The sequence below is a fragment of the Ruegeria hyattellae genome (genome assembly GCF_041537925.1).
Classification (GTDB): Bacteria; Pseudomonadota; Alphaproteobacteria; order Rhodobacterales; family Rhodobacteraceae; genus Ruegeria_C.
Map to the genome: position 1 here is coordinate 53,943 of NZ_JBGOSH010000015.1, position 26,210 is coordinate 80,152.

Genomic DNA, 26,210 nt, shown 5'->3' on the forward strand with positions numbered 1-26,210 from the left:
TATGTCAGTCTTGTTGACATTCCAAGAGCAAAGCGGTATCGAGTCACAGTTTTGGCGCAACATTATGTCCGCAGCGGCCCTAATTTGCGCAACTTTTTGTAAATTCGTCCTATTTGGGAGGCACCCCATGGCGGGATATGATGATCGCGACGGCGTGATTTGGATGGATGGCGAGTTGGTCGACTGGCGGAGTGCGAAGGTGCATGTCCTGTCCCATGCGATGCACTACGCCTCGTCGGTGTTCGAGGGCGAGCGCGCCTATAACGGCAAGATCTTCAAAAGCCGCGAACATTCTGAGCGGCTGATCGCCTCGGCGCAGGCGCTCGACATGCCGATGGAATGGTCGGTCGATGACATCGAAGCGGCAAAATCCGCAGCACTCAAGGCCAGCGGGCTGGAAGACGCCTATGTGCGCGCCGTTGTCTGGCGCGGATCGGGTGAAGATATGGGCGTGGCCTCGGCCCGCAACCCGGTACATATGGCGGTCGCTGTCTGGCCCTGGGGCGCCTATTACGGCGATGCCAAGATGCAGGGCGCCAAGTTGGACATCGCGGAATGGAAGCGGCCCAGTCCGGAAACCATCCCGGTTCACGCCAAAGCGGCGGGGCTCTATATGATCTGTACCATTTCCAAGCACAAGGCCGAGGCCAAGGGATGCTCGGACGCGCTGTTCATGGACTATCGCGGCTATGTTGCCGAGGCGACGGGCGCGAACGTGTTTTTCGTCAAGGATGGCGAGGTGCACACGCCCAAGCCCGATTGCTTTCTGAACGGCATTACCCGGCAGACGGTGATCCAGATGCTGAAGGATCGCCAGATCCCGGTGCATGAGCGCCATATCCTGCCCGAAGAGATGTCTGGGTTCGAACAATGCTGGCTCACCGGCACCGCCGCCGAGGTCACCCCCGTGGGTGAGATCGGGCCATACACGTTCGAGGTCGGAGCCCTGACCCGCGACATCGCCGAAGCCTATGAGAAACTGGTGCGCGCCTGATCCGGGCGCGTGCTTTACTCCGAAGCCCGATTCATCTTGCGCAGCGCTCCATTGACCAGCCGGCGCATCATCCAGCGGGCGGCCCACGGGGCGATATTGGTCATTGCCAATGCCAGCTTGGGCATCAGGCCCATCACCACCAAAGGCTTGCGCGCCGCAACGCCGCGCAGCATCAGATCAGCCGCGACCTCGGGCTGCAAGACACCGGGGAAAGCCTTGAGCTCGCGGGTGACGGGGTGCATGGTCTCACGCTCGGTCAGGACCATCGGAGTTTCGATCTCGGCCGGGCAGATAGCGGTGATGTCGATGCCACGTTCGATCATCTCGACCCGCAACACCTCTGCCAGGCCGACAACTCCGAATTTCGACGCGCAATACGCACCATAGGCATAGTTGCCGATCTTGCCAGCAAGCGACGCGATCAGCGCCAGATGTCCGCCCCGCTGCATGTGGTTCAGCACGGCGCTGGCGAAATAATGTGTGCCCAGCAGGTTGACCTCGATCACCTTGCGGAAATCGTCATCGTCGATCTGTCCATAAGGCGCTGCCAGCAGGATTCCTGCCGCATTCAGTGCAAAATCCGGCGCGCCGAGGGCTGTGACGGCCGCGTCCACTGATCTGTGCACAGAGTCCCGGTCAGAAATATCGAACTCGAAAAAAGCGACTGTCTGGCCCGGTTTGCACGCGGCTTGCAAGTCGTCGCGCATTGATTGCGAGAAGTTCAGATCGAACAGGGCCACGGAACTGCCCTCGGCGATCATGGTTCTTGCGACAATCAGGCCAAGCCCGCTTGCAGCGCCGGTGACAAAGGCGCAACGCGGTACACCGGTTTTCCAGCGATATGGCATCCTTGCCTCCGGCGATTAGAAATCGACGCCGCGCTGGGCCTTGATACCAGCCTGGAACGGGTGCTTCACCTCGGTCATTTCGGTGACCAGGTCGGCATAGTCGCACAGCTCAGCCGGGGCGTCGCGTCCGGTCAGGATGACGCCGGTCTTGTCCGACCGTTTGCGCAGCCCGTCCAGAACATCCGCCACTGTCAGATATTCATAGCGCAGCGCGATGTTGATTTCGTCCAGCACCACCAGATCATAGTCGCCGCTGGCCATCAGGTCGCAGGCCTTGCCAAAGGCCGACTTGGCCGCGGCCATATCGCGGTCACGGTCCTGCGTGTCCCAGGTGAACCCCTCACCCATCGTGTGCCAAGTGACGCCGCCATGCTCTTCGAAAAAGCGCCGTTCGCCGGTTTTCCACTTGCCCTTGATGAACTGAACCACCGCCACCTTCTGGCCCCAGCCCAGCGCCCGGATCACCACCCCGAACGCGGACGAGGATTTGCCCTTGCCCTTGCCGGTATGGATCAGAACCAGTCCCCGGCCCGGGTCCTGCGCCTCGGACACTTTGGCGCGGTGCTTGGCCTGCACCTCTTTCATTTTTTCCTTGTGGTCTTGGGCGTCTGTCATGATCGGTCCTCGCATGTCGGTTGCGCCACCCTATTGCGCATGGGCGAAAGGTAAAGCTCAGTTTTTTGGCAACCGCAGCGCGCGGGTCTTGCTGCGTTCCAGACCCAGCTGATGTTCGCGCCAGACCACGATGATATTGCCCGCAATAACCAGCGCGGCCCCGATCAGGATAACACTTGTCGGCCAGTCTCCAAACCAGACATAGCCGATCAGCACCGCAAACAGCATCGAAGCATAGTCGATCGGCGCCAGCATCGAAGCCGGACCAAAGCGATAGGACGAGGTCACCAATATCTGAGCGACGCCGCCGATAACCCCGGCAGCGATCAGTTTGAACAGTTGCGCCGGGTCCGGAACCACCCAACCGAAGAACCATGTCGTCAGCGACAGAATCGATGCCGTGACCGAGAAATAGAACGCAATTGCGGCGGTATGATCTGTCGCCACCAGTTGCCGGATGTGAATCTGCACGAAGGAGCGCGCGCAGGTCGCCGCAAGGATCAGTAATGCGCCGATCGTGGCGGTATCCTGAACCCCTCCTCCCGCGCCCAGGCGCGGCCAGATCATGATCAGAACCCCCAGCAGACCGATGGCAACGGCGGAGATCCGGATCATCCTGACACGCTCGCCCAGCATGACCGAGGCCAGAATGATGGTGAAGATCGGCGTGGCATAACCAATGGCGGTCGCCTCGGGTAGCGGGATCAGGGCCAGTCCGGTAAAGGTCAGCCCCATCGCGGCGGTGCCCAGCACTCCGCGCCAGAAATGGCCCATCGGGTTTCTGGCGATCAGGCCATGACGCAACTCACCCTTCAGGATCAGCCACAAGACGATCACCGGGATCGCGCAGAACGACCGAAAAAACACGGCCTGTCCGGGCGGGATCTCTCCATCCAGCGATTTGATCAGGGCCGCCAGCATCGTGAACAGAAAAATCGCGCTGGTCTTCAGACCGACCGCCAATAGCGGTCGATGCGATGTTAAGGATGTTGCCATGGCGCGGAGATTGCGCCTTTGGCCGGAAAAGATCAATTGCTTGATTTTCCCCGACCGCACCCGCAATTCTGCGCCTGAACCACTGACGGAGGCCGCCATGGGCGCTGAAAACCATCTGATATCCGCGCTTCGAGACGCAAGCGCGGGGCGCGATGCGGATGTGTTTGCGAATGTTCCAGGTGGCGACGATGTGAGTTTCGGCGCGCTTTTTGCCGGGTCCGAGCGGATGGCGGCCGCCCTTGTTGCGCTTGGTGTGCAGCCGGGCGACCGCGTCGCGGTGCAGGTGGCCAAGACGATTCAAGCGATTGAGCTTTACCTGGGCACTGTCATGGCGGGGGCCGTGTTTCTGCCTCTGAACACCGCTTATACCGGGGTCGAAGTGGGATATTTCGTCGGTGACGCCGCGCCAGCGCTTGTCGTATGTGACCCCGCACGCAAGGCTGAGATCGAAGCCATTGCGGATGGTGCGCTTGTCCACACACTGGATTCGTCCGGCGAGGGAACGCTGCGCACCCTTGCAGACAATCAAGACGGGTTTCAGCCGGTACCACGCACGCAGGACGATCTGGCGGCGATCCTTTATACCTCTGGCACAACGGGCCGGTCAAAGGGTGCAATGCTGAGCCACGCGAATCTCGTCTCTAATGCGGAGGTTTTGCGCGATTATTGGCACTTCACGTCTGAGGACGTACTGATCCACACCTTGCCGATCTTTCACACCCACGGTCTGTTTGTTGCGACTAATGTGGCGCTTCTTGCCGAGGCGAAGGTGGTGTTTCTGCCCGGTTTCGACGCGGATGCGATCCTAGATGCGATGCCGGGTGCGACGGCGATGATGGGGGTGCCCACCTTTTACACCCGCCTGTTAAGTGATCCGCGACTGACGCGGGCGCGGGCGTCGAATATGCGGCTCTTCATTTCGGGGTCTGCGCCGCTGCTGGTGGACACGCATGAGCAATGGGAGGCGCGCACAGGCCACCGCATCCTCGAACGCTATGGAATGACCGAGACCAATATGAGCACCTCGAACCCGCATGACGGCGAACGCCGCGCCGGCACTGTGGGTTTCCCGTTGCCCGGCGTCGAGGCGCAAATCATGAAAGACGGCGCGCCGGTGCCTTTGGGCGAGATTGGTGTGCTTGAGGTGCGTGGCCCTAACGTGTTCCAGGGCTATTGGAAGATGCCGGAAAAGACCGCCGAGGAATTGCGCCCGGATGGCTGGTTCATCACCGGCGATCTGGCCCAGATAGATGTGGACGGCTACATCTCGATCGTCGGCAGGCAAAAGGACCTGATCATCACCGGCGGTTTCAATGTTTACCCGAAAGAGGTGGAAAGCCTGATCGACGATCTGCCCGGCGTGCTGGAAAGTGCCGTCATCGGGGTGCCACATCCCGATTTCGGCGAAGCTGTTGTTGCTGTCATTGCCCGGGATTCCCCTAATTTAGAGCCTGATATAATTGCGACGGGCCTGGCGGATCATCTGGCGAAGTTCAAGCAACCCAAGCGCATCATCCTCACAGAAGCGCTACCGCGAAACACGATGGGCAAGGTACAGAAAAAGGCGCTGCGCGATCAGTACAAGGACCTGTTTGATGACAAACGCTGATCTTTCCGATTTTGGAACGTTGGAGTTCGAAGTCTTCGGCGATGCGACATGGTTCTCCTGTTTTGCCGTTAGCGAGTTGGCTGTGGTGTCGATGGGTGCTGTGGGCTCGGCCGTCGCCGATCTGATTGCAGCACTTGGTCTGGGAACAAAGCCAGTGGTGACGGTTGATCGACGGCTGGCCTCGCTCTGGTTCCAGGGGTCGATCCAACCGCAAGGCTGGTCGGTGCCGCCGCTCTGGGACGCGATTGCGGGCGATTACCGGGCGCAGGATGGCTGGATCAGATTGCACACCAACGCGCCCCATCACCGCGCGGCGGCCCTATCGGTTTTGGGATGCAAGCCCGAGAAAGACGCGGTTTCCGAGGCTGTGCGCGGATGGGCAAAAGACACTCTGGAAGCAGAGATTGTGGCTGCAGGCGGTGCTGCCGCCGCGATGCGCAGCCGTGATGAGTGGTTGGTGCATCCTCAGGGCAAGGCGGTTGCCGCCGAACCGCTGGTGCGCTGGGTGCGTCGGGATGGCCCGTGCCGCGATTGGTTACCGACGCGTGACCGGCCATTGAAGGGGTTGCGCGTGCTCGACCTCACGCGGGTGCTGGCTGGCCCGATCGCCACGCGGGCGCTGGCAGGCTTCGGCGCCGGCGTGCTGCGCGTCGACCCGCCGGACTGGCAAGAACCCGGCGTTGTGCCTGATGTGACGCTGGGCAAAAGATGCAGCCGATTGGACCTGAAAACCGCCGAAGGGCTGTCACGGTTCGAAGCCCTGATCGCCAGGGCGGATGTGCTTGTGCATGGCTACCGCCCCGGGGCGCTGGACGCGATCCTGCCATCCGAGCGGCGTGCGGCGCTTGCACCCGGCCTGATTGAAGTCTGTCTGGATGCCTATGGCTGGACCGGGCCCTGGGCCGGACGGCGCGGGTTCGATTCACTGGTGCAGATGAGCAGCGGGATTGCGGATGCGGGCGCGCGCTGGGCCGGGAGCGACCACCCCCATCCTCTGCCGGTTCAGGCGTTGGATCATGCGACCGGTTATCTAATGGCGGCGTCGGTCCTAACAGGCCTTCTGTACGCGCTGGAGCGACGCGAGATTGGAACCGCGCACCTGTCGCTCGCCCGCACCGCTGAATTGCTGACCTCGCTTGATGGGACGTGTGGGGGGGCCGTCGCCGGGCCGGTGCAGGCTGATTTCTCCGAACAGATCGAACATACGCCTTGGGGACCGGCCGATCGGCTGCGCCCGGCAATCCTTGTGGCAGGCGCGCCGATGCGTTGGGACCGGCCAGCCTCAGAACTTGGAAGTGCCGATCCCGCTTGGAGCTAATCCCAGGTTTCAGGCAGCGCGGCGCCGATTTCACCGGCAAAATAGCGCAAAAAATCCAGCATTAGAGCCTTTCTTTGCTCAGCCAGTATCCGCCCCCCAGTGGTCAGCATATCGTCGGGCAGTGCCAATAGTTTGATGCGCCAATGGTCGAGCGCAAATTGGCGGTCATCCGGGTCCCGGTGCTGACAGAACGGGTCGGTGGGATCGTAAAGCGCCCGGTCGAGCGCTCCGGCCACGCAAAACGCGCGGGCGATCCCGATGGCCCCCAGCGCATCCAGCCGGTCGGCATCGCGCAGAATGCGGGCCTCAGTGGTTTCGGGCGGAATACCTGCGGAAAAGCTGTGCGCCACAATGGCGTGGCGGGTGGCCTCGATCTGATCGGGGCTGAACCCGCAATCGGGTAGGATCGACTCTGCCACCTCGGCGGACATGCGCGAGGCCTGCGTCCGGTCGGGATGGTCCTTCGGCAGGTTGACCAGATCGTGCAGATAGCTTGCGGCCAACAAAACGCGTGGGTCGGCGCTGCCATCGTCGATCAGTTGCGCATTGGCCCACACCCGGTCCAGATGCGCCAGATCATGGGCCGGGTCCTGTGCCATGCGCGCAGCGGCCACCGCGCGCAGATGCGTGTGCAGGTCAGCCAATATGGCCACGGTTTTCACCGATCTGGCCGCGATGCAACAGCAGGTGGTCCAGGATCACACAGGCCATCATCGCCTCGCCCACCGGCACGGCGCGGATACCGACGCAAGGATCGTGGCGGCCCTTGGTGATAATCTGGGTCTCCTCGCCAGACACGGTGATGGTGCGGCGCGTGGTCAGAATCGACGAGGTTGGCTTAACCGCGAAACGCACCACAACATCCTGCCCGGTCGAGATACCGCCCAGCACCCCACCCGCGTGGTTGGAGCTGTATTCCGGGCCGTTTGGACCCATGAAGATCTCGTCCGCGTTGGCCTCGCCGGTCAGTTCGGCGGCAGCCATGCCCTCGCCGATCTCGACGGCTTTCACAGCGTTGATCGACATCATCGCAGCGGCCAAATCAGTGTCTAACTTGGCATAAACTGGCGCGCCGAGCCCGCGCGGCACGCCGCGCGCGACCACTTCGATCACCGCGCCGACCGAGTTTCCGCTCTTGCGCAACTCGTTGAGATAGCCCGCCCAGTCCTCGGCAGCCGTGGCATCGGGAGTCCAGAACGGGTTCTGTTCGATCTGGTCCCAGTCAAACCGGTCGCGATCAATCTTGTGCGGCCCCATCTGCACCATATAACCGGAGATCTGCACATGCGGGGCAAGCTGTTTGATCGCTTCGCGCGCCAGCCCGCCAGCAGCCACCCGCGCCGCAGTTTCGCGGGCCGAACTGCGCCCTCCACCGCGATAATCGCGGATGCCGTATTTCTGCCAATAGGTGATATCGGCGTGACCCGGGCGGAACTTGTCCATGATGTCGCCGTAGTCTTTCGACCGCTGATCGGTGTTTTCGATCATCAATTGCACCGGGGTGCCGGTGGTCTGGCCTTCGAACACGCCAGACAGGATCTTCACCTGATCCGCTTCGCGCCGCTGGGTAGTGAACTTGTTCTGGCCCGGCTTACGCTTGTCCAGCCAGTGCTGGATCATCGCCTCGTCAATGGGCACGCCCGGCGGGCAGCCGTCAACGGTGGCGCCCAGAGCAGGGCCGTGGCTTTCGCCCCAGGTCGAGACGCGGAAGAGATGGCCAAAACTGTTCATAGACATGAGCTGCTCCTTTGCGCGACGTGCTTAGCGACGTGTGCTGTGCGCCTCAAGGGGGATTCCCCCTGAGGCGCTGCGGTATCAGGCCGCCTGAGTGAGCGCTAAGCGGGTTCTGACAATCCCGATCGCGGCTTGCGCGGCTTCGCGGCCCTTTTCGACGAAATGGGAACGGTAGATGGCGTTGTGATGATCGGTTTCCTGGTATTGGTGCGGGGTCAGCGAGACCGACAGGACCGGCACGCCGCTATCCATCCCGGCTCGCATCAACCCGTCGACCACCGACTGGGCCACGAAATCATGACGGTAAATCCCGCCATCAACGACAAAAGCGGCGCAGGCGATGGCGGCATATTGGCCAGTCTGTGCCAGATCGCGGGCCAGCAGCGGCATTTCGAATGCGCCGGGGACGTCATAGACATCGATCTGCGCGACGGGGATCAACTCCTGAAACCCGTCAAGCGCGCGGTCGACGATATCGGAATGCCAGTTGGCTTTGACAAAAGCATATCGGGTGTGTGTCATTGTGAACTCCTTTCGTAACAGACACGTCACCCAAGGCGATCACGAGCAGCCACGCCATTTCACCGGCACAGCATGCGCGTTCTCTTCCATCCGGACTGTAACCGTCGGCCCTGGCCTCTCACCAGATCTGCTGACACTCTGCGCTGGTTCCACGATCAGCCCGAAAACCGGTTCCCGCTTTTCGGATCGTGGATACGGCAGAGCCGCTCGCGGGCTCACGGGTCTATGCCCGCATACCGCCGGTGGGGAATTTCGCCCCGCCCTGAGAACATCATGGACCTTGCCAAGATGCGCGCCGCACTGCAAGACCCTGATTGAGGAGAGCGCCGATGCATCCAAACTCTGCCTTTCGCGGCACCACACCCGAAAACAATATCCGGTTTGCGCGCGAGCGCGGCTTTGGTGTTCTGGCGGTTGCCGTCGACGGGCTACCCCTGCTCAGCCATGTGCCCTTTCTGTTGTCCGAAGGTGGCAGCACAGCGGATCTGCATCTGGTGCGGTCGAACCCGATTTCCCGGATGTTGCGGGACCCGGTTGTGGCACGGATCGCGGTGTCTGGTCCCGATGGCTATATCTCGCCCGATTGGTACGAGGTCGCGGATCAGGTGCCGACTTGGAACTATGTCGCGGTGCACCTGACCGGAGAGCTTGTGCCGCTGCCCGATAGTGATCTGCGCGGCATCCTGGATCGGGAAACGGCGTTTTTTGAAACCCGGCTGCTACCTAAAACGCCGTGGCACGCTGACAAGATGACCGAGGAGGCGCTGGGTCGCATGATGCGGATGATCGTGCCTTGCCGGTTCCATGTGCACAAAATTGACGGCACTTGGAAGCTGAACCAGAACAAGCCCGAAGAGGTGCGGCTGCGCGCCGCCGATCGGGTTGCGGCGGTTGGATTCGGACTTGACACTCCGGCCCTGTCCCAAATGATGCGGGACGCGGCAGAGTGATCGGCCAGCGGCGCGTGCCTTTTCCGATTTGACAGCTTTTGTTTTGACGCATGTTCTGTAAGTTCAGGTCAGCGCAGGAGGCTCCTCATGAAACTCTACCACAGTCCGACATCGCCCTATGTGCGCAAGGTCATGGTTTTGCTGCATGAAACCGGTCAGTTGCCGGATGTCGAGATCTCGTCCGTTGCTGGCACGCCCCTGTCTCCCGCCGATCCGCTGTTGGGCAAGAACCCGTTGACCAAAATACCGGCGCTGGAGCGCGCGGACGGGCCGACTTTGTTCGACAGTCGGGTGATCTGCGCATTCCTCGATACGCGGGTGCAGGCGGGTTTGTACCCTGATGGCTCGCGCCGCTGGGAGGTTCTGACGCTCGAGGCGCTGGCGGATGGTATCCTCGATGCCGCGCTGCTGATGACCTATGAGGGGCGGCTGCGACCCGAGGACATGCAATGGGACAGTTGGACTGACGCGCAATGGTCCAAGATCGCGCGCGCCTGTGCTGCGCTGAATCAGCGCTGGATGGCGCATCTGTCCGGCCCGCTGGACATGGGGCAGATCGCGGTGGGCTGCGCGCTGGGCTACCTCGACCTGCGCCATGGCGTTCGCGGTTGGCGTACCGGGAATGAGGCGCTGGCCGAGTGGTATTCCACCTTCGAATCGCGCCCAAGCATGGAGGCCACCCGGCCCCCGGGGTGACGAGATCGGCGCAGCTTCGCGTGTTTTTCCGCGCACAGTTGAAATTTTGTTCCCAAATGTCGACTTAAGAAACGTCCTGCGCGCCTATGACCGCTGGACGAACCGATTTCTGCCCGATAGATACCCGCGTTAAGTCACTGCATTCGCGTGCGGTGGATATGCACGTTTGCCCGTTCGCGGGCGCTGAGATCGGAGAAGGCTCGTGTCCCACGCAGAAGATCACGAAGGCACCCGCAGAGATTTCCTCTACTACGCCACGGGTGGCGCAGGTGTCGTAGTTACGGGGGCCGCTGTCTGGCCTCTGGTGAACCAGATGAACCCGTCCGCAGATGTTCAGGCACTGTCCTCGATCCGTGTGGATGTGTCGGGCGTCGCCGAAGGGACGCAAATCACGGTCAAGTGGTTGGGCAAGCCGGTTTTCATCCGCCGCCGCACACCCGAAGAGATCGACGAGGCGCGTTCGGTCGATCTGGCCGATCTGCCCGACAATGATGACCGCAACGCCAACAAGCCCGGCCTTGACGCCGCCGACGAGAACCGCTCGATGGACGAAGCCGGTGAGTGGCTGGTTATGATGGGTGTGTGCACCCATCTGGGCTGTGTGCCGCTGGGCGATGGCGCGGGCGACTTCCACGGTTGGTTCTGCCCCTGCCACGGATCGCATTACGACACATCGGGCCGTATCCGCAAAGGCCCCGCACCTGAAAACCTGCCGGTTCCGATCGCGGAATTCGTCGACCCAACCACCATCAAGCTGGGATAAGGAAGCGCGACATGTCCGGAATTCCGCACGACCATTACGAACCCAAATCAAACGCCGAAAAGTGGCTGGATAGCCGCCTACCGATTGTCGGCCTCCTCTACAACACGATCATGATCCCCACGCCGAAGAACCTGAACTGGTGGTGGATCTGGGGTATCGTCCTGGCCTTCTGCCTGGTGCTGCAGATCGTCACCGGCATCGTTCTGGTGATGCACTATACCCCGAATGTCGACTTGGCCTTCGCCAGCGTCGAGCACATCATGCGCAACGTGAATGGCGGCTATATGCTGCGTTATCTACACGCAAATGGCGCCTCGCTGTTCTTTGTGGCGGTCTACATTCACATCTTCCGCGGTCTGTTCTACGGGTCTTACAAATCCCCGCGAGAGATCACGTGGATCATCGGCATGCTCATCTATCTCTGCATGATGGGCACGGCCTTCATGGGCTATGTTCTGCCCTGGGGTCAGATGTCGTTCTGGGGTGCAACCGTGATCACCGGCCTGTTTGGTGCGATCCCGTTCGTGGGTGAAGCGATCCAGACATGGTTGCTGGGCGGACCGGCGGTGGACAACGCCACGCTGAACCGCTTTTTCTCGCTGCACTACCTGCTGCCCTTCGTGATCGCCGCGCTGGTCGTGGTGCATATCTGGGCCTTCCACACCACGGGCAATAACAACCCTACCGGTGTCGAAGTGCGTCGGACCTCGAAAGAGGATGTCAAGAAGGACACGCTGCCCTTCTGGCCCTATTTCGTTATCAAGGATTTCGTCGGCCTTGCCATCGTGATGGTGATCTTCTGGGCGATCGTGGGGTTCATGCCGAACTACCTGGGCCACCCCGATAACTATATCGAGGCCAATCCGCTGGTCACACCCGCGCACATCGTTCCCGAATGGTACTTCCTGCCCTTCTACGCGATCCTGCGCGCCTTCACCGGCGAGGTATGGGTGGTGCAGTTCGCCAGCTTCATCACCGGCGGCATCGTGGATGCGAAGTTCTTTGGTGTGATCGCGATGTTCGGCGCGATCCTGGCAATGGCACTGGCGCCTTGGCTGGACACCTCGAGCGTGCGCTCGGGCCGCTATCGTCCGATGTTCAAATGGTGGTTCTACCTGCTGATCGTCGATTTCATGGCACTGATGTGGCTGGGGGCCATGCCCGCTGAGGAGCCTTACGCCTCGTTCTCGTTGATCGCTTCGGCTTACTGGTTTGGCTATTTCTTCGTGATCCTGCCCATTCTGGGCGTGATCGAGAAGCCGCTGCCGCAGCCTGAGACGATCGAAGAAGACTTCAACGCCCATTACGGCACGCAAGCTGATGGTTCCGGTGCCGCCGAAACCACGCCCGCCGAGTAAGAAGAGGGACCGACTGAGATGTTCAAGAAACTAGCAATCGGTGCCGCTTTTGCCCTTGCACTGGCCCCTGCCGCGTCTTTCGCGGCGGGCGGCGGAGAACAGCATATCGAGGATTTCGCATTCTCGTTCGAGGGTCCGTTCGGCAAATATGATCAGAACCAGCTGCAGCGCGGCCTTCAGGTCTACACCGAAGTCTGCGCAGCCTGCCACGGGTTGCAATATGTGCCTCTGCGCACATTGGGCGACGAGGGTGGGCCGGGTCTGCCGGAAGATCAGGTGCGCGCCTACGCCACCGGGTTCTCTGTGTTGGATGAAGAATCCAACCGGCACCTCTATGACGCCGAAAACGACATCTTTCGGCCGTTGATCGCCAGTGACCATTTTCCGGCAAACCACGCATCCGGTGCACCGGATCTGAGTTTGATGGCCAAATCCCGCGCCGGGTTCCACGGGCCCTATGGTTTGGGTATCAACCAACTCTTCAAAGGCATTGGCGGTGCTGAATACATCGCGTCATTGCTGATCGGATACACCGGCGAAGAGAAAGAAGAAGCGGGTTCGGTTCTTTATGAGAACACGGCATTCCCGGGCGGTTGGATTTCCATGGCACCGCCGCTCTACGGCGAAGATGTCGAGTTCGCAGATGGGCACTCCAACGACCTGCATCACGAGTCCGAGGATGTGGCAGCGTTTCTGATGTGGGCGGCCGAACCCAAGATGATGGCCCGCAAGCAGGCAGGTTTCGTCGGCGTGCTGTTCCTGACGATCCTGGCGTCGCTGCTCTACCTGACCAACAAGCGTCTCTGGGCACCACATAAGGGCAAGAGGCACTAAGCGCTTCTTTCAGAATATCGACCTGACCCCTCGCGTCTTTGACTGCGGGGGGTTTTCTTTTTAGGGACCGAATTGCAGGGATCAGGATTGGGGCGGATTGGCCCCAATCCCCATCACTTCAGAAGACGCGTTCATAAACGCGACAGATCGATCCATGTAACACGCCTCTGGCGATCCTAAAGCTGTGAGCCAATTGGTAAGATACTCAGAAACCCTGAAACGATGTGATTCCAGGTCGAGCCGGTCGGTTCGGCGTCATACTCTGAGATAGTGCCATCCTCGTTTCGCGTTCTCCATTTGAGCTGGCCGGCATCCTCCAGCGTCACGCTGTAGGTATACGCCGGTAGCGCCTCGTCCAGTGCACCCATGGTTTGCGTGGTTAATGTCGGAGCGTCGATGAGAATGCCCATTTCGGTGTTTATGTTTACTGATCGTGGGTCCCAGTTGAACGATCCAACGAACAGGTAACGGTCATCGATTGCAAACGCCTTGGAATGCAAACCAGAGCGCGAATTAGCCCAGTTTATGCCGCGCTGGTGAACTTGATAGGCATCCGGGCGCAGCTCGTAGAGTTCGACGCCCCCGCGAAGCAATGCTCTGCGCTTTTTTGCGTAATGTGCATAGACCGGCGCAACGTCATTGGAGGCAAGGGAATTGGTGACAACCTTGACGTCGACCCCGCGATTTTCCAGCGCGGTCAACCACTTCACGCCACTATTATTAGGCACGAAATATGCAGAGACGATATTCACTTCGCTTTTGGCATCCTCGAAATACGGCAACAATTGAGAAGCGAGAATGGGATCTGCGTTTTCTTTGCCTGCGGTTTTTGAAGGCGGGTCTGCGTACAAACGGGCCATAACCCAATCAAGCGACAGGGCGTCATCCGAGAAATTCTCCTTGGCGGACTTTCTCAAAGCCGCTCCATATTGCGTTTGTTTTGCTTCCTCAACGAGTTCATCGAGCCTTTGCCGTGCGTCACTTAAGCTAAAGGCTTCTGGCTTTCCAACGACCACATGTGCTGGTACAGAAAACTCGCTATTCCAATACGCATCGAAGCTTTGGGAGACTTCGCTCACCACCGGTCCAGCAGCCAGTACATCCAGGTCCGCATAGTTCATTTCTTCCCTCGCTAGGAAATACTCGGCTCCGATGTTGCGTCCACCAACAATTGTAAACACATTGTCTGCAGTCATGGACTTGTTATGCATTCTGCGGTTGATGCGTTTGAAATCAGTCAAGCCCGCAAAAAGCAGGCTCTGGTCTCTCCAGAATGGATTGAAAAGTCGAATTTCAATGTTTTCGTGATGGTCCAACGCTGCTGTCATCGCGTCATAACTGGATGTATCAATGTCATCCAGCAGCAACCTGACACGTACGCCTCGATCTGCGGCGCGAAGTAGACTTGCCGCGAAAAGGTGCCCGGTAGGGTCGTTGTGCAAAAGGTAATACTGCGCATCAATCGTTTGTTCGGCTTCTGCCGCTAACACAAGTCTTGAGACAAGCGCTTGCTCACCGTCGCTGATCAATTTGACGCCTGAACGCCCGTCCTTGGGATCCCCGAGCCTGTTTGCCGCTCGTCCAAGGGCACTGTTCGAATGCGGTTGTTGTGCAGTAGTTACAGTTTTTTCATAAGTACGGACCTTGGGTGCGCAAGCAGCGAGAGCCAGCGCAAAACAGACATGAATCATGGCTACCCATGGCTTCATAAATATTCTCCCAACATCATCCGTTCAGTGACTATGCATACAGGCGAGACTTCAAGGTTGATCGAAAATATTTCGACAAGTTGTGTTCTCGTGCCGTTTGAACTCAGCTTACCTGAAGCGGGTTTGCGCGAAATTCTCTGGGTAAATCGCAAGCCTGTGATGAAGCTGGGAAACAAAATCGTCGGCTTTAAAATTTGATGAGCGCGTGCACCGTAATTCACGCAGTCACTGATGGTAATCGAGAAGCGGAAAAGCTCTTCATTCCAGCACCATGAATAGTAGCTCCGTTTGCAAAGTTGAATTATTTTGTCCCCGTATTATCGAGCTTTATTTTTCTTGGATGATTGCTAGGCTTAGTTTTGAAGTCTCGGTTTAGAGTTGAGGTGCCAGATGAACAGACGGGTACTGACCGCAATAATCTTGTTATCCGCAGGTTCGGTTTGCGCTGCTGGTATGGAACGTTGGGGTGAGTCTGGCGATTGGACTATTTTGATAGATCCCGAAAAGGGTAGTGGATGTCTCGCATGGCGGCAGTTTGATGACGGAATGACTGTTGAGATCGGAGCGGCGCCCGACCAGGCGGGCGGGTTCTTTGCGGCTTACAATCCGGTTTGGGAGCACATTGAAGACGGTGCCACTGGCATAGTGAGTTTTGACTTTGGTGACGCAAAATTTGCAGGTGAAGCGGTCGGCATATACAAGAACGGGGTTCCAGGTGGTTACGCCTTTTTTGATAATCCTGAATTTGTAAGCGAGTTCGGAAAGCGGCAAAGCGTTACCATTACTGGTGAAAGCGGCACCGAGGTCCAACTTGACCTAAGCGGATCTTCGAAAGCCATAGAGGCGGTTCAAGTATGCCAGAAAGAACAGCCCGAACCGCTTAAAGAATAAGACTGTAGCCAACTATTTCAGTTGATAGATGTCCGGCACACACGGCTGTCTGTTCGCGGGCATCTCATCTACGCCTCCGGCAGCCTTGCTTCTAGATCCACCCACATCCAACTCAAACTTTGGCGCCGAAAGGTGACCGGTGATGTCAAATGGCCAAGCACTGCGCGAAAGGGGTTTGCCAACCCGACGAGGTTCCGCTCTTAGCGTGATAGTATCGTTTGCCCAATCCACTTGTCCCTTGGCCACCAATTGAACGGAACCCGTCTCAACCACGATGGAGTCGGAGCTTACCTGCCCAGCTTCGATGCGGACTGGGGCCACGACGCAGGTGATGTCGGTGTAACCTTGACGAAGTTCTTCTGAGAACAGCCAGGGAAAGATACCCAAACCCGCCAGTTCCAGAAGGCTGGTGCTGATATATCCTTGTGACATTGCCAAAGAAGCGCTGCCGCGCATGGAGTTTACGAAGGCTTTGCCAGAGGCGATGTTGCCCCTAACGCTGAACCCCCCGCTCAAACGGCCATACGCGTCTATTCCAACACCCAGTTCATCAAGTATTTCTCCGAACTCCCATCCTGAGGTTGACCCGGACAAGGAGAGCCAATCAGGTGAGTCAATCAGGTCAATTACTGCGCTTAGGCTAAAAATTCCGCCGCCGTATGCCACTTGAAGTGGTCCAAAATCCACGGTTCCTTCTTTTGCAGACAATTGGCTTGAGACAGTTGTTACGCCTTGTTGACCAACGATCTCTTTGAAATCTATCTGCACCTCCACGTCAGCCTCAGTCAGTAAACGTTGTACGTCCAGTAGATCGGCTGGCTTGCCTTTCTCCTTCGGCAAAACCAAAGGTTGGACATCGGCTTCATCACTTTCCTTCGGCAAAACCAAAGGCTGGGCTTCGTCGTCAGCTACTTTTGGAGCGCTGCCTACTAAACTCTTAAACTGATCCAGCGTGGCAGTCAGATTCTTCAGGTCATTAAGATCAAGCCTTTGGCTGGTTATGCTTCCGCGAATGAAAGTTGCCCCCTCCGGAAACTTTGCTTCCAAAGTGGCCTGAAGCTGAGATGAACCGGCTTCAAATTCAACTGAAGCATCAAAGTCGTCGCCCTGCTTCGAGGTTTCTGCATCTACGGAAAGGGCTCCAATCTCGACAGGTTGCAGCTTGAGCGCAGTCAGAATACTGGCACCGTTGTCGACATCCAGTTCTAAGTCAAAATCGAGACCTGACAGCCCTTTCAGTTCGCCGACAGAAAGCGCAAGGTCAAGCGCCCAAAGATCGGTGCCATAGCTTGTGGCATTTAGCCTGTTTAGCGAAACCGGGCCTCCCTCATTGGACAAGCTGAAGTCGGCAATAATGCCACCGAACTGGTCAACATATTCTTCATCCATGCTCGGTAAAAGCAGCTTGGCGGGTCCGTCGAGCGTGCCTTCAAAGGTCACATCCTGAAGCTGGAGCAGGTCGAGGATCTCGCCTTCGGCTTTAAGAATTGGGTCCTCAACTGGCCCGGCTTGCAAGGCAATGCCGAGCATTGCAAGTCGGCCGTCAGGCATGCGGCGTAGGCGTTCAATGGAGGCTGGCCCGATCACGTCCAGTCCTTGGTCAAATGCGTTGGTTTGGAACAGCAGTTTCTCGAATTCGAAAGAAGCCAGTGATCCTACCATGTGCATTTCAAATGCCGTGAACTTCAGGTCTTGGATAATCTTTGCTGATTGTGGCGGCTGTCCCTCAGGATAAAGCCGCGCATCAAAAAACAGATCGACGCCTTGAGCGGTGTAGAGGTCTTCAATCGACCCCTCAGCTTTGAGTTGCTGTCCATCCTCAAGGCTCACGGTGGTCGCAAAAGCTTCGATTTTTAGAGCATCCTGAGATACAAGCTCTGCTTGCAACTGGCCGTTGCCTTCAAGAGCACGTTCCAACCCGATGACTTCGAGAAAATCGCCGAATTCTCCAGTGTCCATCTGCAAGACGGCTCGATAGCCACCACCTTCCGCCTCAGAATATGGCTCACCATCATAGCTCACGGTCATTTCACCGAAGTTGGCACGCGTCGTGAACGGCGCGCCGTGAGGATAGTCGCCCTCGATTTCAAACCTTTGACCGTTGACGGATCCTGTTCCCGAAACCCTCGTTCTTTGCCCTTCATCTACTTGTTCCAGAGCGAGAGATTGGAGGTCGAACACAAACGAAAAGCCTGAGGCTTGGTCATCAATGTTCAACCCAATGGAGGTAAAGCTTACGTTCTTGTCGCTCAGAAATGTGAGGATTCCGCTAGTTTCCGTGTCACTTTCATTGGACGTGCTGGTCTCAGCTAAAGCTTCTTGGTTGTCCACTGCCTCGGCGCTCTCGGATTCAGGCTTCGGTGCCTGTCGGCCTTTTTGCCAGCTTGTTGTGCCGTCAGCGGCTGTAAGAAAGTTCCCTTGGAGGCCTTCCAATACGAGATTGTCAAAGTTCAGACGCCCTTTGGCCAAAGCGGCAACATCCAACTCCAGTTCCAGAAGCTTCATCTCCGCAAGAGATGTGTCTGGCATTGTCTGACTCGGGATAACCACTCCAGCGACATAGATATGGGTAATGCGTCCAAGCGCGACACTCACGTCGTCGTTGACCAAAAGCGGCTGACCGATTTGCTCAGAAAGAACACTTTCGACAAAGCCACGTCGCATGTCTGAGAATAGCGGCGCAGCAAGTAGCAACCAAACAAACGCGATTGTTGCGAAAGCGAGTAATGCGACGGCGCCAAATATTCTAAATAGCCAAGTTTTCATACGTTCCCCTGTCGCCGCTTACGCCGATTTGTCTGTCTGTAAATCGGAATTCGCCAATGCTTCTGGCAAACTTAACACGTAAAGAAGGTCGTCTTAGGCCGCGCATGTCATGCTCATCGATCCAAAGCTGCCAGGATGCGAGCATCCCGTTCGTATGGGTCCTCACGGAAATGAACGCCACCGTCTTCGACCCACGCAGTCCAATATGTCAAAAGAACAGGCATAGGTTCAGGTAACTCAACGCGAGTTGTCTTGCCGCTGTCCAGAATGGATTGCAACTTTTGTCGGCTCCAGTCCGGTTCGCCCTCCATCAGAAGGCTCGCGAATTCGAATGGATGCTCTAGGCGAACACAGCCAGAACTGAGGTTTCTCTCGTTTCGGTCAAAAAGACTGCGGTCGTTGGTGTCGTGCAAGTATACCGCGTATTTGTTGGGAAACATGAACTTGACCAAGCCCAATGCGTTGTCTGGACCCGGTTGCTGAACCAGGGTCACACCGGGGTTCTTTGCCCCCCAGTTCACTGCGTTGGCAGGGATTGTTTGCCCGTCTTTGTTCCGAACAACATAATTGTTGCGCGTCAGGTAGGCTGGATCCTTGCGGATGCGTGAGAGCTTATCCTTCCGAAAAATCGAGGCGGGAACGGTCCAAGTCGGATTGAAATCCATGTATTTGATTTCATCTCGAAACACTGGGGTCTTTCTGTAGGCTGACCCTGTAATTGATCTGGTGGTCCAAAGCGTCCCTTCGGAGGTGACCAAGTAAGTGCGGGCGCCTGCAATGTTCACCAGCACAAATTCGTCGTCGATCTCCCGCATGAGCCAGCGACCTCGTTCGAGGCTCAGACGCAGCTTGTTAACACGATCTTCCGCTGGCTTGTTAAGCGAAGCGAAAGTTTTGCCGCCAATGACCCCGTCTGCTTCTAACCCATGCCGCTTCTGAAAGGTTTTGACCAGCTCCACCAAGTTATCGTCGTAAACCCAAGCTGGGTTTGTGCCATCTTGGCTAACTTCTGGAAATTCGCTTGTTCCAACGTAGCCTTCTGTCGCAAGTCTTTCGCGCAGCTTTGCGACGGCAGGGTCTACCATTTTTGGCTTCAGAACGTTTTCATCGGGAACTTTGGTCCAACCGCCTTGCAAAGCGATGGCCCTATACTTGCTCAGTGCTTCAATGAGCATCGCATACTGCGCATTGTCGATGTCGATGCGTTCAATTAATGCGCTAAAGCCGTCGCCTTGAAGAAACTGACTCAATACAACTGCTGGGTCTTGTTGAATTACCGGTTTTGAGAAGTTCCAGTCGTCGTCCAGTGCACTTGGGTCGACTTTTCCAAACACCAAGTGATGGACGAGTTTCACGGCAGCATCAGTCGCCAGAATATCGAATAGAGCTTGATCAGAGGCATCGCCACCTTGGGCGACTTCAAATGCGGCCCGAAGCTCCTTTAGTTTAAAGTCTTCCGGTCTGAGACCTTGGTCAACTGCTCCTTCCAATTCTTCAAAGAGCTCGCCCGCCAATTCATGGCGTGTCCATGCAGGGGTAAAGCCCCTTTCTTCGTAGAAATGCGGCACTAGGATTTCCGCATCCAAACTTTTGCTGTCAGGTAGTGCGCCACTCGCATCCACGTTTGCACCTATCAGCGCTGCAATCTGTTCTGAGACTTGGTTCGCAGAGCTTAAGTTGGGGCATGCCAACAGCATTGCAATAAGCGTAGTTGGAATTACTGACCTAATGTGTTTCACCATCCCACCTGCCGTGCCGATATACATTTACTCTCAAGACGGGACGATACTCCAGTATTATACATATTCAAATTGCAATTATTGATTTCTCAAATTTGCCATCCGATCGGAAGAAGCGAAGGCAGCGTGTAAATGGACGCTGGTTCTTGCTGAAGACAGATTTGGTTTGGCGCCTTTTTAACGCAGACGAAAATGCAAGCTCGAGCGCCCGCCGAATTCCGGGAGAAGCGCCCAACATCGACCACTGGGTATTCCCGCCAGAAGCAACGAAACAACATCTGGGCCCGTGAGACCATGTTGCAGGGATAAGGATTGAGGCGGATTGGCCCCATTGGGGAACTTGTTACTGCGGGCATCTACCGTCGCTCGCGTCAGAGAAAGCGCTGGAATTAACGCGACGGATCGATCAATGCAACACGCCCCTTTTTGGGGCTCTGCCCCGCCGCGCTATGCGCACTTCCCCCGGAGTATATTTTTGGCCAGACGAAGAGCGGATTGGCGCTGGGTTGCCCGCCTGTTCGCCTCAGGCGGTCAGGCGGTTGCCATTCTGGCCGAGGATGGCCGCAGTGACGATTTCGCCTTCGCGCTTAGGGGTCGAGAAATCGACCTCGGTAAACTGCTCCGTGCGGCCCATATGCGGACTCTCCATCAGGATCTGGTGGGTCTTGCCCAGTTGCGCCTGAAGGTGGCTGTCGACCTGTGACGCGCCGCTGGCGCGCAAACACGCGGCGCGGTGCTTGATAACCTTGCCGTCCACTTGCGGCATCCGCGCGGCAGGAGTGCCGGGGCGGGGAGAGTAGGGGAAGACGTGCAGCCAGGTCAGGTTGCACTCTTCGACTAGCTTCAGGGAATTTTCGAAATGCGCATCGGTTTCGGTGGGAAAACCCGCGATAATGTCCGCCCCGAAGGTCATCTCGGGGCGCAGGCGGCGGGCCTCTTCCGCAAAACGGATCGCGTCGTCGCGCAAATGGCGGCGCTTCATCCGTTTCAGGATCAGATCGTCGCCATGTTGCAGTGACAGGTGCAGATGTGGCATCAGGCGCGGTTCGGTCGCGATGGCCTGCATCAGGTTCTCGTCCACTTCGATGGAATCGATCGAACTTATCCGCAGCCGCGGCAGGTCCGACACCAGCTTCAGGATGCGCATCACCAGGTCACCCAGCTTGGGCTCTGCCGGCAGATCAGCGCCCCATGAGGTCAGGTCGACCCCGGTCAACACAACCTCGTTATAGCCCTTATCCACCAGCCGCTTGATCTGGTCCACGACGACGCCCGCAGGCACCGAGCGCGAGTTGCCGCGGCCATAAGGGATGATGCAGAAAGTGCAGCGGTGGTCACAGCCATTCTGAACCTGCACGTAGGCGCGCGAGCGTGTCCCAAACCCGTCGATCAGGTGCCCCGCGGTTTCGGTCACCGACATGATGTCATCGACCTGCACCGTCTCGGTTTCGCCAATGAAATCGGCCGCCAGTCCTTTCCAGGTCTCAGGCTGCATCTTTTCGGTGTTGCCGATTACCGCATCGACCTCGTCCATTCGGGCGAAGGTTTCGGGCTCGGTCTGGGCCGCGCAGCCGGTGACGATGACGCGCGCATCGGGGTTTTCGCGCCGAAGCCGACGGATCTCCTGCCGGGCCTTACGCACCGCTTCAGAGGTCACGGCGCAGGTGTTGACGATCACCGCGTTGCGCATCCCGACCTGCGCCGACAGCTCTTTCATCGCCTCAGTTTCATAGGCGTTCAGCCGACAGCCCAAAGTGGTGAATTTGGGGGCGCTCATTTCAGCGTCTCCAGAAACTCTGATGTCAGCGCGCCCGAGAAGACGTGCACGCTTGGACCCGTCATCCACACGCCGTCATCGCGCCAGGCTACGTGCAGCGTGCCCCCGTCCAGATCAATACGCACCTCACGCCCCGTCAGCCCGCGCCGCGCTGCTGCAACTGCTGTCGCGCAAGAGGAAGAGCCGGACGCCAGAGTCACGCCTACGCCACGCTCCCACACCCGCATGCGAATGTGGTCGGGGCCGACGATCTGTGCCACCTGTACATTGGTGCGTTGCGGGTAGAGCGGGTGATGCTCATAGCGCGCGCCGAAAACCTCCAGCGGCACCGCCTCGGCATCTTCTACGAAGAAGGTGCAATGGGGATTGCCCATGCCAGTGGCGACCGGGGCACCCTCGATGGGCAAGTCCAGTGTATCAACCTCTTCGGCCAGCGGCACCTCGTCCCAACGCAGTTGCGGCTGACCCATATTCACCGATGTCATTCCATCGCCTGCGTCGCGGGCCAACAGGTCGCCGCGATCGGTGGTCAGGTGCAGCTCGCTCTTGCCGCTCTCGTCCATCAAGTGCCGCGCAATGCAGCGCGTGGCGTTGCCGCAGGCCGCCGAGGTCGAGCCGTCGGCGTTGTAAAATACCAAATGCGCGTCCGATGCGCCCTTTTCGATGACCGCGAGTTGGTCGAATCCCACACCGAAATGACGGTGCGCCACCGCCTGCGCCAGTCGTGCCGAGACCGGTACTGCCTGCTCACGTGCATCAACAACGACAAAGTCATTGCCCAGCCCGTGCATCTTCATGAAGGGCAACCCGGTATCGTGTTCTTCTGTCATGGCGGGCATATAACGCCGGTGTGCAAGTGAATCCAGCCTTCGGCCAAGATTCCCCAAAAAAGGGCTTGACCGCTCCGGGTGCTGCTCATAATTAGGCCGCCTATCGGGTTGGCGGTTCCTTCGGGTTAATGGCCGAACGAGAGGCGAAACTGGTCTTGAACCTTGCAGGTGAAACGACTAGACATCGCGCGGGATTGAAAGATCCCGATAAAGAGAGTGGGCCGTTAGCTCAGTTGGTAGAGCAACTGACTTTTAATCAGTGGGTCGCAGGTTCGAATCCTGCACGGCTCACCACTTTTCTAAATAATTGTCATTAACGCATAAGAGTGCGTTTTGAACGCATAAGCGTGCAAATGCAGTGTTTAGCCGTAGATGTTGGCGCAACGCAGCGCGACCGTTTTGGACAAATTTCATAACAGGCAGGCTCAGTACTAAGCTTTTTGTCAGCCAGTTTGCCCGAATCCAAGGTAGCTTGCCGGCACCTTATCTGTGAGCCATACACCATTATCTGCACAGAAGAACTCGAAGCCATCGTCGAACATTCGCTTAGCTTCGACACGTAGTACAACTGGCTTGCCGTGACGCTGGCCAACGCGTTCGGCGGTTTCAGGGTTGGTTGAGAGATGTACTTGACGACGTCGCCCAGGGTTTAACCCATCGGAGAAAATTGCATCTAAATTTGCACTGGCTGTTCCGTGGTATAACTCGTTTGGTGGACGCCTAGGTTCTAAGCCAAGGTCCACATTTACCGAATGACCTTGCGCTGCCCTAATCCGGGAACCATCCTCGGACAAAGTGAACCGTTTTTTGTCGCTGCTTTCCACAAGCTGAACGAGCTCGTCGCGGCTTAGCTTTCGGTTTGCCTTTTTCAGCTTCCGCAGCAGTTCATCAACGCGAACCCAGCCATGCTTATCAAGCTGAAGACCGATCTCTTCAGGTTTGTGCCGAAGCACTAGGCTTAGGTATTTGCTCTCTCTACTCATACCCAATCCGCGAATGCGCGTTAGTCTTGTTGGTGATTAACACGAACGCATTCGCCAAGGAATTACGTATAATGCGCGCGTTTGGTCTCATCGTGGAAATTGTCGATTTGAGTTTGTTCCAGACTTCGATGCAGTAGAAGCAACCTGGCACCAGACACAAATCGCTCGAACGAGGCAGCCCAAAGTCGACATCCAATCCATGGGCTTAATGCTGCAGTCACAGTCTGCTTTGCAGTCATTCGCTGCAGGCACGAGAGCCTGATTTTGAAGAGGTACCGCACAAGTGCGTCTGCCAAGTCAGCAGACCTCTTCCAAGCATTTTTTGGGCCTGAGTTTCTTCGAAAATAACGGGTACTCGTACACCCCTGATAGTTCTCACGACCGAGACACGGTATCAATGGATTGGTATTATGAGGTTCGAAAAATGCTCGCCAACTTGCTCGATTTCTATGAACGATACCCGGATATTTTGCTCTACCTGAAGGGTGTTGATCGGGTGTCACTAAGACCCGACCTGATTGAATCCCTTGATTTTCACGGTAAGCGGCAACGTGAAATTTTCGATATCGCACAGTTCTATCAGATTGACGAGCGCGCGGAGATGATGCTGCACGACCTCTCAGCACAATGCGGATCTTCTCTTCCGCAGAATGATGCTTGCGCGTCTTGCGGCGGATGTCTTTGACGACCCGTTCGGCCGCCGGTTTGTCGGTTCCAACTTTCAGTCTCATCTTCACTCCTTGACGGTTCAGATGAGCCAGAAACCTTCCGTTATGCAAATACTCTAATCAGGCCCAAAGGTGCTGATCACGGACAGGCAGCGAAAGCTAATTTTGTCCGCATCTCGGATATTGCAAAGTTCTGATACGAAAGTCGGCTAAGGGCTGGGTACCGTCATTTGTCGCGTTTTGCATCACCGCTGTTTCGCGAAAATACTAGTGATTGCCCTTGAGCTGGTGTCAATACGACGACCGTGCTTTATGACAGATCAGGCAAATTGATAGGGTAGACGAAAACCATGGCAGAACGTTTTGAGCGCCACCGTCAAGCTTGGACACAAGAGGAAATTCAAAAATTGCACCTACTGGTATCAAAGGGGATGGGCTTGAAGGCCATTGCCAAAGCTCTCACGCGCTCCGAAGAATCGACCAAGAGTAGAGCGAAACTTGACAAGATAAAGATCAAGAAAGCACGCTGATTTTAGCGCCCTTAGTGTACTCTTGGCGTTCTTTTCAGCCACGACCAATGGATGTTTTGGGCTTCGACCAGTCACAGCATGGAACAGCTGGAGAGCCCAACCGCCTCATGCTCCGCAGTGCGCCGATGTCCTCCATTGCAGCGAAACATTCGCAGGCGCCACATGTCTAGTTCGATCAAAAACCCTTCCGCTTCTACGAACTACGCGAGCAGCTAGATGTGTAGCTCGACGCGGAACGGCTCGCGCGATACTTTGATGCCAGTGTTGAGCTAATGCAGGTACTCGTCCAGGCCTGTGGCCATGACAGCCTGTATGGCTTCACTCAACGCGACATCACGCCTTGAAACGCGAGATCTCTGATCAGAACGACATCCACTTCGCAGGGGTTCGCTGACGCATAGTCACTGTGCGTTTTGCGCTACTGTTGGGGGCTGATCCGGCCTCCCACCTATCGCCTGAAAGGAGACAACCGATGCTCGATACATACACCATCCGCCAAGACGACATGCCCCAAGAGATGCGGTTTCTCTTGAATCACTATCCCCGCGACAGCTGGGATGCTCATCCCGGGTTCAAGGAAAAAACCCGGCACTGGCTGGGCGCGCATCAGATGTTCCGCCGCGTGGCAGAGCGCATTCGGCTGGATACAGAAGGGTTGTTGAACAACGACATGGGGTTGGACGGCTATGCCGGGCGGCTGTCCTACTACGGCGGCAATCTGGTTGGGAACCTGCATGGTCATCATGGCTGGGAAGATCACAGCTATTTCCCTGAACTGTCAGCTGCGGACCCGCGCTTTGATGCGGGGCTTGAACTGCTGGAACAAGACCACTCCGAACTAGATAAGGTGCTTGATGACTTCACCCGGACAGCGAACCGTGTGATCAAGCTATCTGCCCTGGATGAGGCCCAGGCTTATGATGAAGTCGGAAAGGTTCATGCGACAAGCGAGATGATTGAAGCGTTCCTGAAACGGCATCTCAGCGATGAGGAAGAATTGGCCGTGCCAATCATCTTGCATCACCGGCTCAGGGGATGATGCTGACGTTATGACCGACACATCCACTGAAGAAGACCAAG

General features: G+C 57.3%; 24 protein-coding genes, 1 tRNA gene and 1 riboswitch. Of the genes, 13 read left to right on the forward strand and 12 right to left on the reverse strand.

Annotated elements, in window-relative coordinates; genetic code table 11:
* The first annotated feature begins 127 nt into the window (after positions 1-127).
* Positions 128-994, forward strand: coding sequence for a branched-chain amino acid aminotransferase (locus tag AB1E33_RS24700; RefSeq protein ID WP_372579907.1), 867 nt, complete (start codon positions 128-130; stop codon positions 992-994).
* A 14-nt stretch (positions 995-1,008) separates the two neighbouring features.
* Here AB1E33_RS24700 and AB1E33_RS24705 read toward each other — a convergent pair whose 3' ends face one another.
* The 3 genes from AB1E33_RS24705 to AB1E33_RS24715 are packed head-to-tail and all read right to left on the reverse strand — an operon-like array spanning position 1,009 to position 3,453.
* A complete protein-coding gene (locus tag AB1E33_RS24705; protein ID WP_372579908.1) occupies positions 1,009-1,842 on the reverse strand; it encodes an SDR family NAD(P)-dependent oxidoreductase in 834 nt (277 codons plus the stop codon).
* A gap of 15 nt (positions 1,843-1,857) precedes the next feature.
* Positions 1,858-2,457 (reverse strand): cob(I)yrinic acid a,c-diamide adenosyltransferase, encoded by a 600-nt coding sequence (cobO, locus tag AB1E33_RS24710; RefSeq protein WP_372579909.1) that lies wholly within the window; start codon positions 2,455-2,457, stop codon positions 1,858-1,860.
* Positions 2,458-2,514: 57 nt separating this feature from the next.
* Positions 2,515-3,453, reverse strand: a complete 939-nt coding sequence (locus AB1E33_RS24715; RefSeq protein ID WP_372579910.1) for a DMT family transporter — start codon at positions 3,451-3,453, stop codon at positions 2,515-2,517.
* Positions 3,454-3,550: 97 nt separating this feature from the next.
* Here AB1E33_RS24715 and AB1E33_RS24720 point away from each other — a divergent pair, with 97 nt between their 5' ends.
* Positions 3,551-5,062 (forward strand): malonate--CoA ligase, encoded by a 1,512-nt coding sequence (locus AB1E33_RS24720; RefSeq protein WP_372579966.1) that lies wholly within the window; start codon positions 3,551-3,553, stop codon positions 5,060-5,062.
* A complete protein-coding gene (locus AB1E33_RS24725) occupies positions 5,049-6,380 on the forward strand; it encodes a CoA transferase (RefSeq protein WP_372579911.1) in 1,332 nt (443 codons plus the stop codon). Before AB1E33_RS24720 ends, AB1E33_RS24725 begins: the two co-directional genes overlap by 14 nt.
* Here AB1E33_RS24725 and AB1E33_RS24730 read toward each other — a convergent pair.
* The 3 genes from AB1E33_RS24730 to AB1E33_RS24740 form a co-directional block, all read right to left on the reverse strand.
* Positions 6,377-7,033 carry an HD domain-containing protein gene (locus AB1E33_RS24730; RefSeq protein ID WP_372579912.1) on the reverse strand — a complete coding sequence of 219 codons (657 nt, stop codon included), beginning with the start codon at positions 7,031-7,033 and terminating at the stop codon, positions 6,377-6,379. The genes AB1E33_RS24725 and AB1E33_RS24730 overlap by 4 nt on opposite strands.
* A complete protein-coding gene (gene aroC, locus AB1E33_RS24735) occupies positions 7,017-8,117 on the reverse strand; it encodes a chorismate synthase (protein WP_372579913.1) in 1,101 nt (366 codons plus the stop codon). The genes AB1E33_RS24730 and aroC overlap by 17 nt, the downstream gene beginning before the upstream one ends.
* 78 nt (positions 8,118-8,195) lie before the next feature.
* Entirely contained in the window at positions 8,196-8,636 is a 441-nt protein-coding gene (locus AB1E33_RS24740; RefSeq protein ID WP_372579914.1) for a 6,7-dimethyl-8-ribityllumazine synthase, read from the reverse strand.
* Between the two features lie 74 nt (positions 8,637-8,710).
* Positions 8,711-8,910, reverse strand: a riboswitch (FMN riboswitch).
* A 55-nt stretch (positions 8,911-8,965) separates the two neighbouring features.
* Here AB1E33_RS24740 and AB1E33_RS24745 point away from each other — a divergent pair.
* The 5 genes from AB1E33_RS24745 to AB1E33_RS24765 all read left to right on the forward strand — a co-directional run bounded on the left by AB1E33_RS24745 (position 8,966) and on the right by AB1E33_RS24765 (position 13,237).
* Positions 8,966-9,586 carry an FMN-binding negative transcriptional regulator gene (locus AB1E33_RS24745; RefSeq protein ID WP_372579915.1) on the forward strand — a complete coding sequence of 207 codons (621 nt, stop codon included), beginning with the start codon at positions 8,966-8,968 and terminating at the stop codon, positions 9,584-9,586.
* Positions 9,587-9,673: 87 nt separating this feature from the next.
* The gene (locus AB1E33_RS24750; protein WP_372579916.1) at positions 9,674-10,282 is read left to right on the forward strand and encodes a glutathione S-transferase; all 609 of its coding nucleotides are present in this window, start codon (positions 9,674-9,676) and stop codon (positions 10,280-10,282) included.
* 202 nt (positions 10,283-10,484) lie between these two features.
* Entirely contained in the window at positions 10,485-11,045 is a 561-nt protein-coding gene (gene petA, locus AB1E33_RS24755) for a ubiquinol-cytochrome c reductase iron-sulfur subunit (RefSeq protein ID WP_372579917.1), read from the forward strand.
* Positions 11,046-11,056: 11 nt separating this feature from the next.
* Complete coding sequence (locus tag AB1E33_RS24760) at positions 11,057-12,403, forward strand: cytochrome b (RefSeq protein ID WP_372579918.1); 1,347 nt, start codon at positions 11,057-11,059, stop codon at positions 12,401-12,403.
* Between the two features lie 18 nt (positions 12,404-12,421).
* The gene (locus AB1E33_RS24765) at positions 12,422-13,237 is read left to right on the forward strand and encodes a cytochrome c1 (protein WP_372579919.1); all 816 of its coding nucleotides are present in this window, start codon (positions 12,422-12,424) and stop codon (positions 13,235-13,237) included.
* A gap of 176 nt (positions 13,238-13,413) precedes the next feature.
* Here the strand turns inward: AB1E33_RS24765 and AB1E33_RS24770 are convergent, their stop codons facing one another.
* Complete coding sequence (locus tag AB1E33_RS24770) at positions 13,414-14,946, reverse strand: phospholipase D family protein (RefSeq protein ID WP_372579920.1); 1,533 nt, start codon at positions 14,944-14,946, stop codon at positions 13,414-13,416.
* Between the two features lie 390 nt (positions 14,947-15,336).
* Between AB1E33_RS24770 and AB1E33_RS24775 the strand changes: the two genes are divergently transcribed.
* Complete coding sequence (locus tag AB1E33_RS24775) at positions 15,337-15,837, forward strand: hypothetical protein (protein ID WP_372579921.1); 501 nt, start codon at positions 15,337-15,339, stop codon at positions 15,835-15,837.
* 12 nt (positions 15,838-15,849) lie between these two features.
* Here AB1E33_RS24775 and AB1E33_RS24780 read toward each other — a convergent pair whose 3' ends face one another.
* From AB1E33_RS24780 to dapF, 4 genes are all read right to left on the reverse strand, one after another.
* Complete coding sequence (locus AB1E33_RS24780) at positions 15,850-18,603, reverse strand: AsmA family protein (RefSeq protein WP_372579922.1); 2,754 nt, start codon at positions 18,601-18,603, stop codon at positions 15,850-15,852.
* 113 nt (positions 18,604-18,716) lie between these two features.
* Positions 18,717-20,369 carry a L,D-transpeptidase family protein gene (locus AB1E33_RS24785; protein WP_372579923.1) on the reverse strand — a complete coding sequence of 551 codons (1,653 nt, stop codon included), beginning with the start codon at positions 20,367-20,369 and terminating at the stop codon, positions 18,717-18,719.
* Positions 20,370-20,865: 496 nt separating this feature from the next.
* Positions 20,866-22,119, reverse strand: a complete 1,254-nt coding sequence (gene mtaB / locus AB1E33_RS24790) for a tRNA (N(6)-L-threonylcarbamoyladenosine(37)-C(2))-methylthiotransferase MtaB (protein ID WP_372579924.1) — start codon at positions 22,117-22,119, stop codon at positions 20,866-20,868.
* On the reverse strand, positions 22,116-22,958 hold the full coding sequence (dapF, locus tag AB1E33_RS24795) for a diaminopimelate epimerase (RefSeq protein ID WP_372579925.1): 843 nt from the start codon (positions 22,956-22,958) through the stop codon (positions 22,116-22,118). The genes mtaB and dapF overlap by 4 nt, the downstream gene beginning before the upstream one ends.
* 209 nt (positions 22,959-23,167) lie before the next feature.
* Here dapF and AB1E33_RS24800 point away from each other — a divergent pair.
* Positions 23,168-23,243: transfer RNA gene (locus AB1E33_RS24800), tRNA-Lys, on the forward strand.
* A 149-nt stretch (positions 23,244-23,392) separates the two neighbouring features.
* Here the strand turns inward: AB1E33_RS24800 and AB1E33_RS24805 are convergent.
* Positions 23,393-23,932 (reverse strand): RNA 2'-phosphotransferase, encoded by a 540-nt coding sequence (locus AB1E33_RS24805; protein ID WP_372579926.1) that lies wholly within the window; start codon positions 23,930-23,932, stop codon positions 23,393-23,395.
* A gap of 397 nt (positions 23,933-24,329) precedes the next feature.
* On the opposite strand from AB1E33_RS24805, the gene AB1E33_RS24810 reads away from it, so the two are divergent.
* The 3 genes from AB1E33_RS24810 (at position 24,330) to AB1E33_RS24820 (ending at position 26,169) form a co-directional block, all read left to right on the forward strand.
* Complete coding sequence (locus AB1E33_RS24810) at positions 24,330-24,617, forward strand: hypothetical protein (RefSeq protein WP_372579969.1); 288 nt, start codon at positions 24,330-24,332, stop codon at positions 24,615-24,617.
* Positions 24,618-24,950: 333 nt separating this feature from the next.
* Positions 24,951-25,130 carry a hypothetical protein gene (locus tag AB1E33_RS24815; protein WP_058275054.1) on the forward strand — a complete coding sequence of 60 codons (180 nt, stop codon included), beginning with the start codon at positions 24,951-24,953 and terminating at the stop codon, positions 25,128-25,130.
* A 472-nt stretch (positions 25,131-25,602) separates the two neighbouring features.
* Positions 25,603-26,169, forward strand: coding sequence for a hemerythrin domain-containing protein (locus AB1E33_RS24820; protein WP_372579927.1), 567 nt, complete (start codon positions 25,603-25,605; stop codon positions 26,167-26,169).
* The last annotated feature ends 41 nt before the right edge of the window (positions 26,170-26,210 follow it).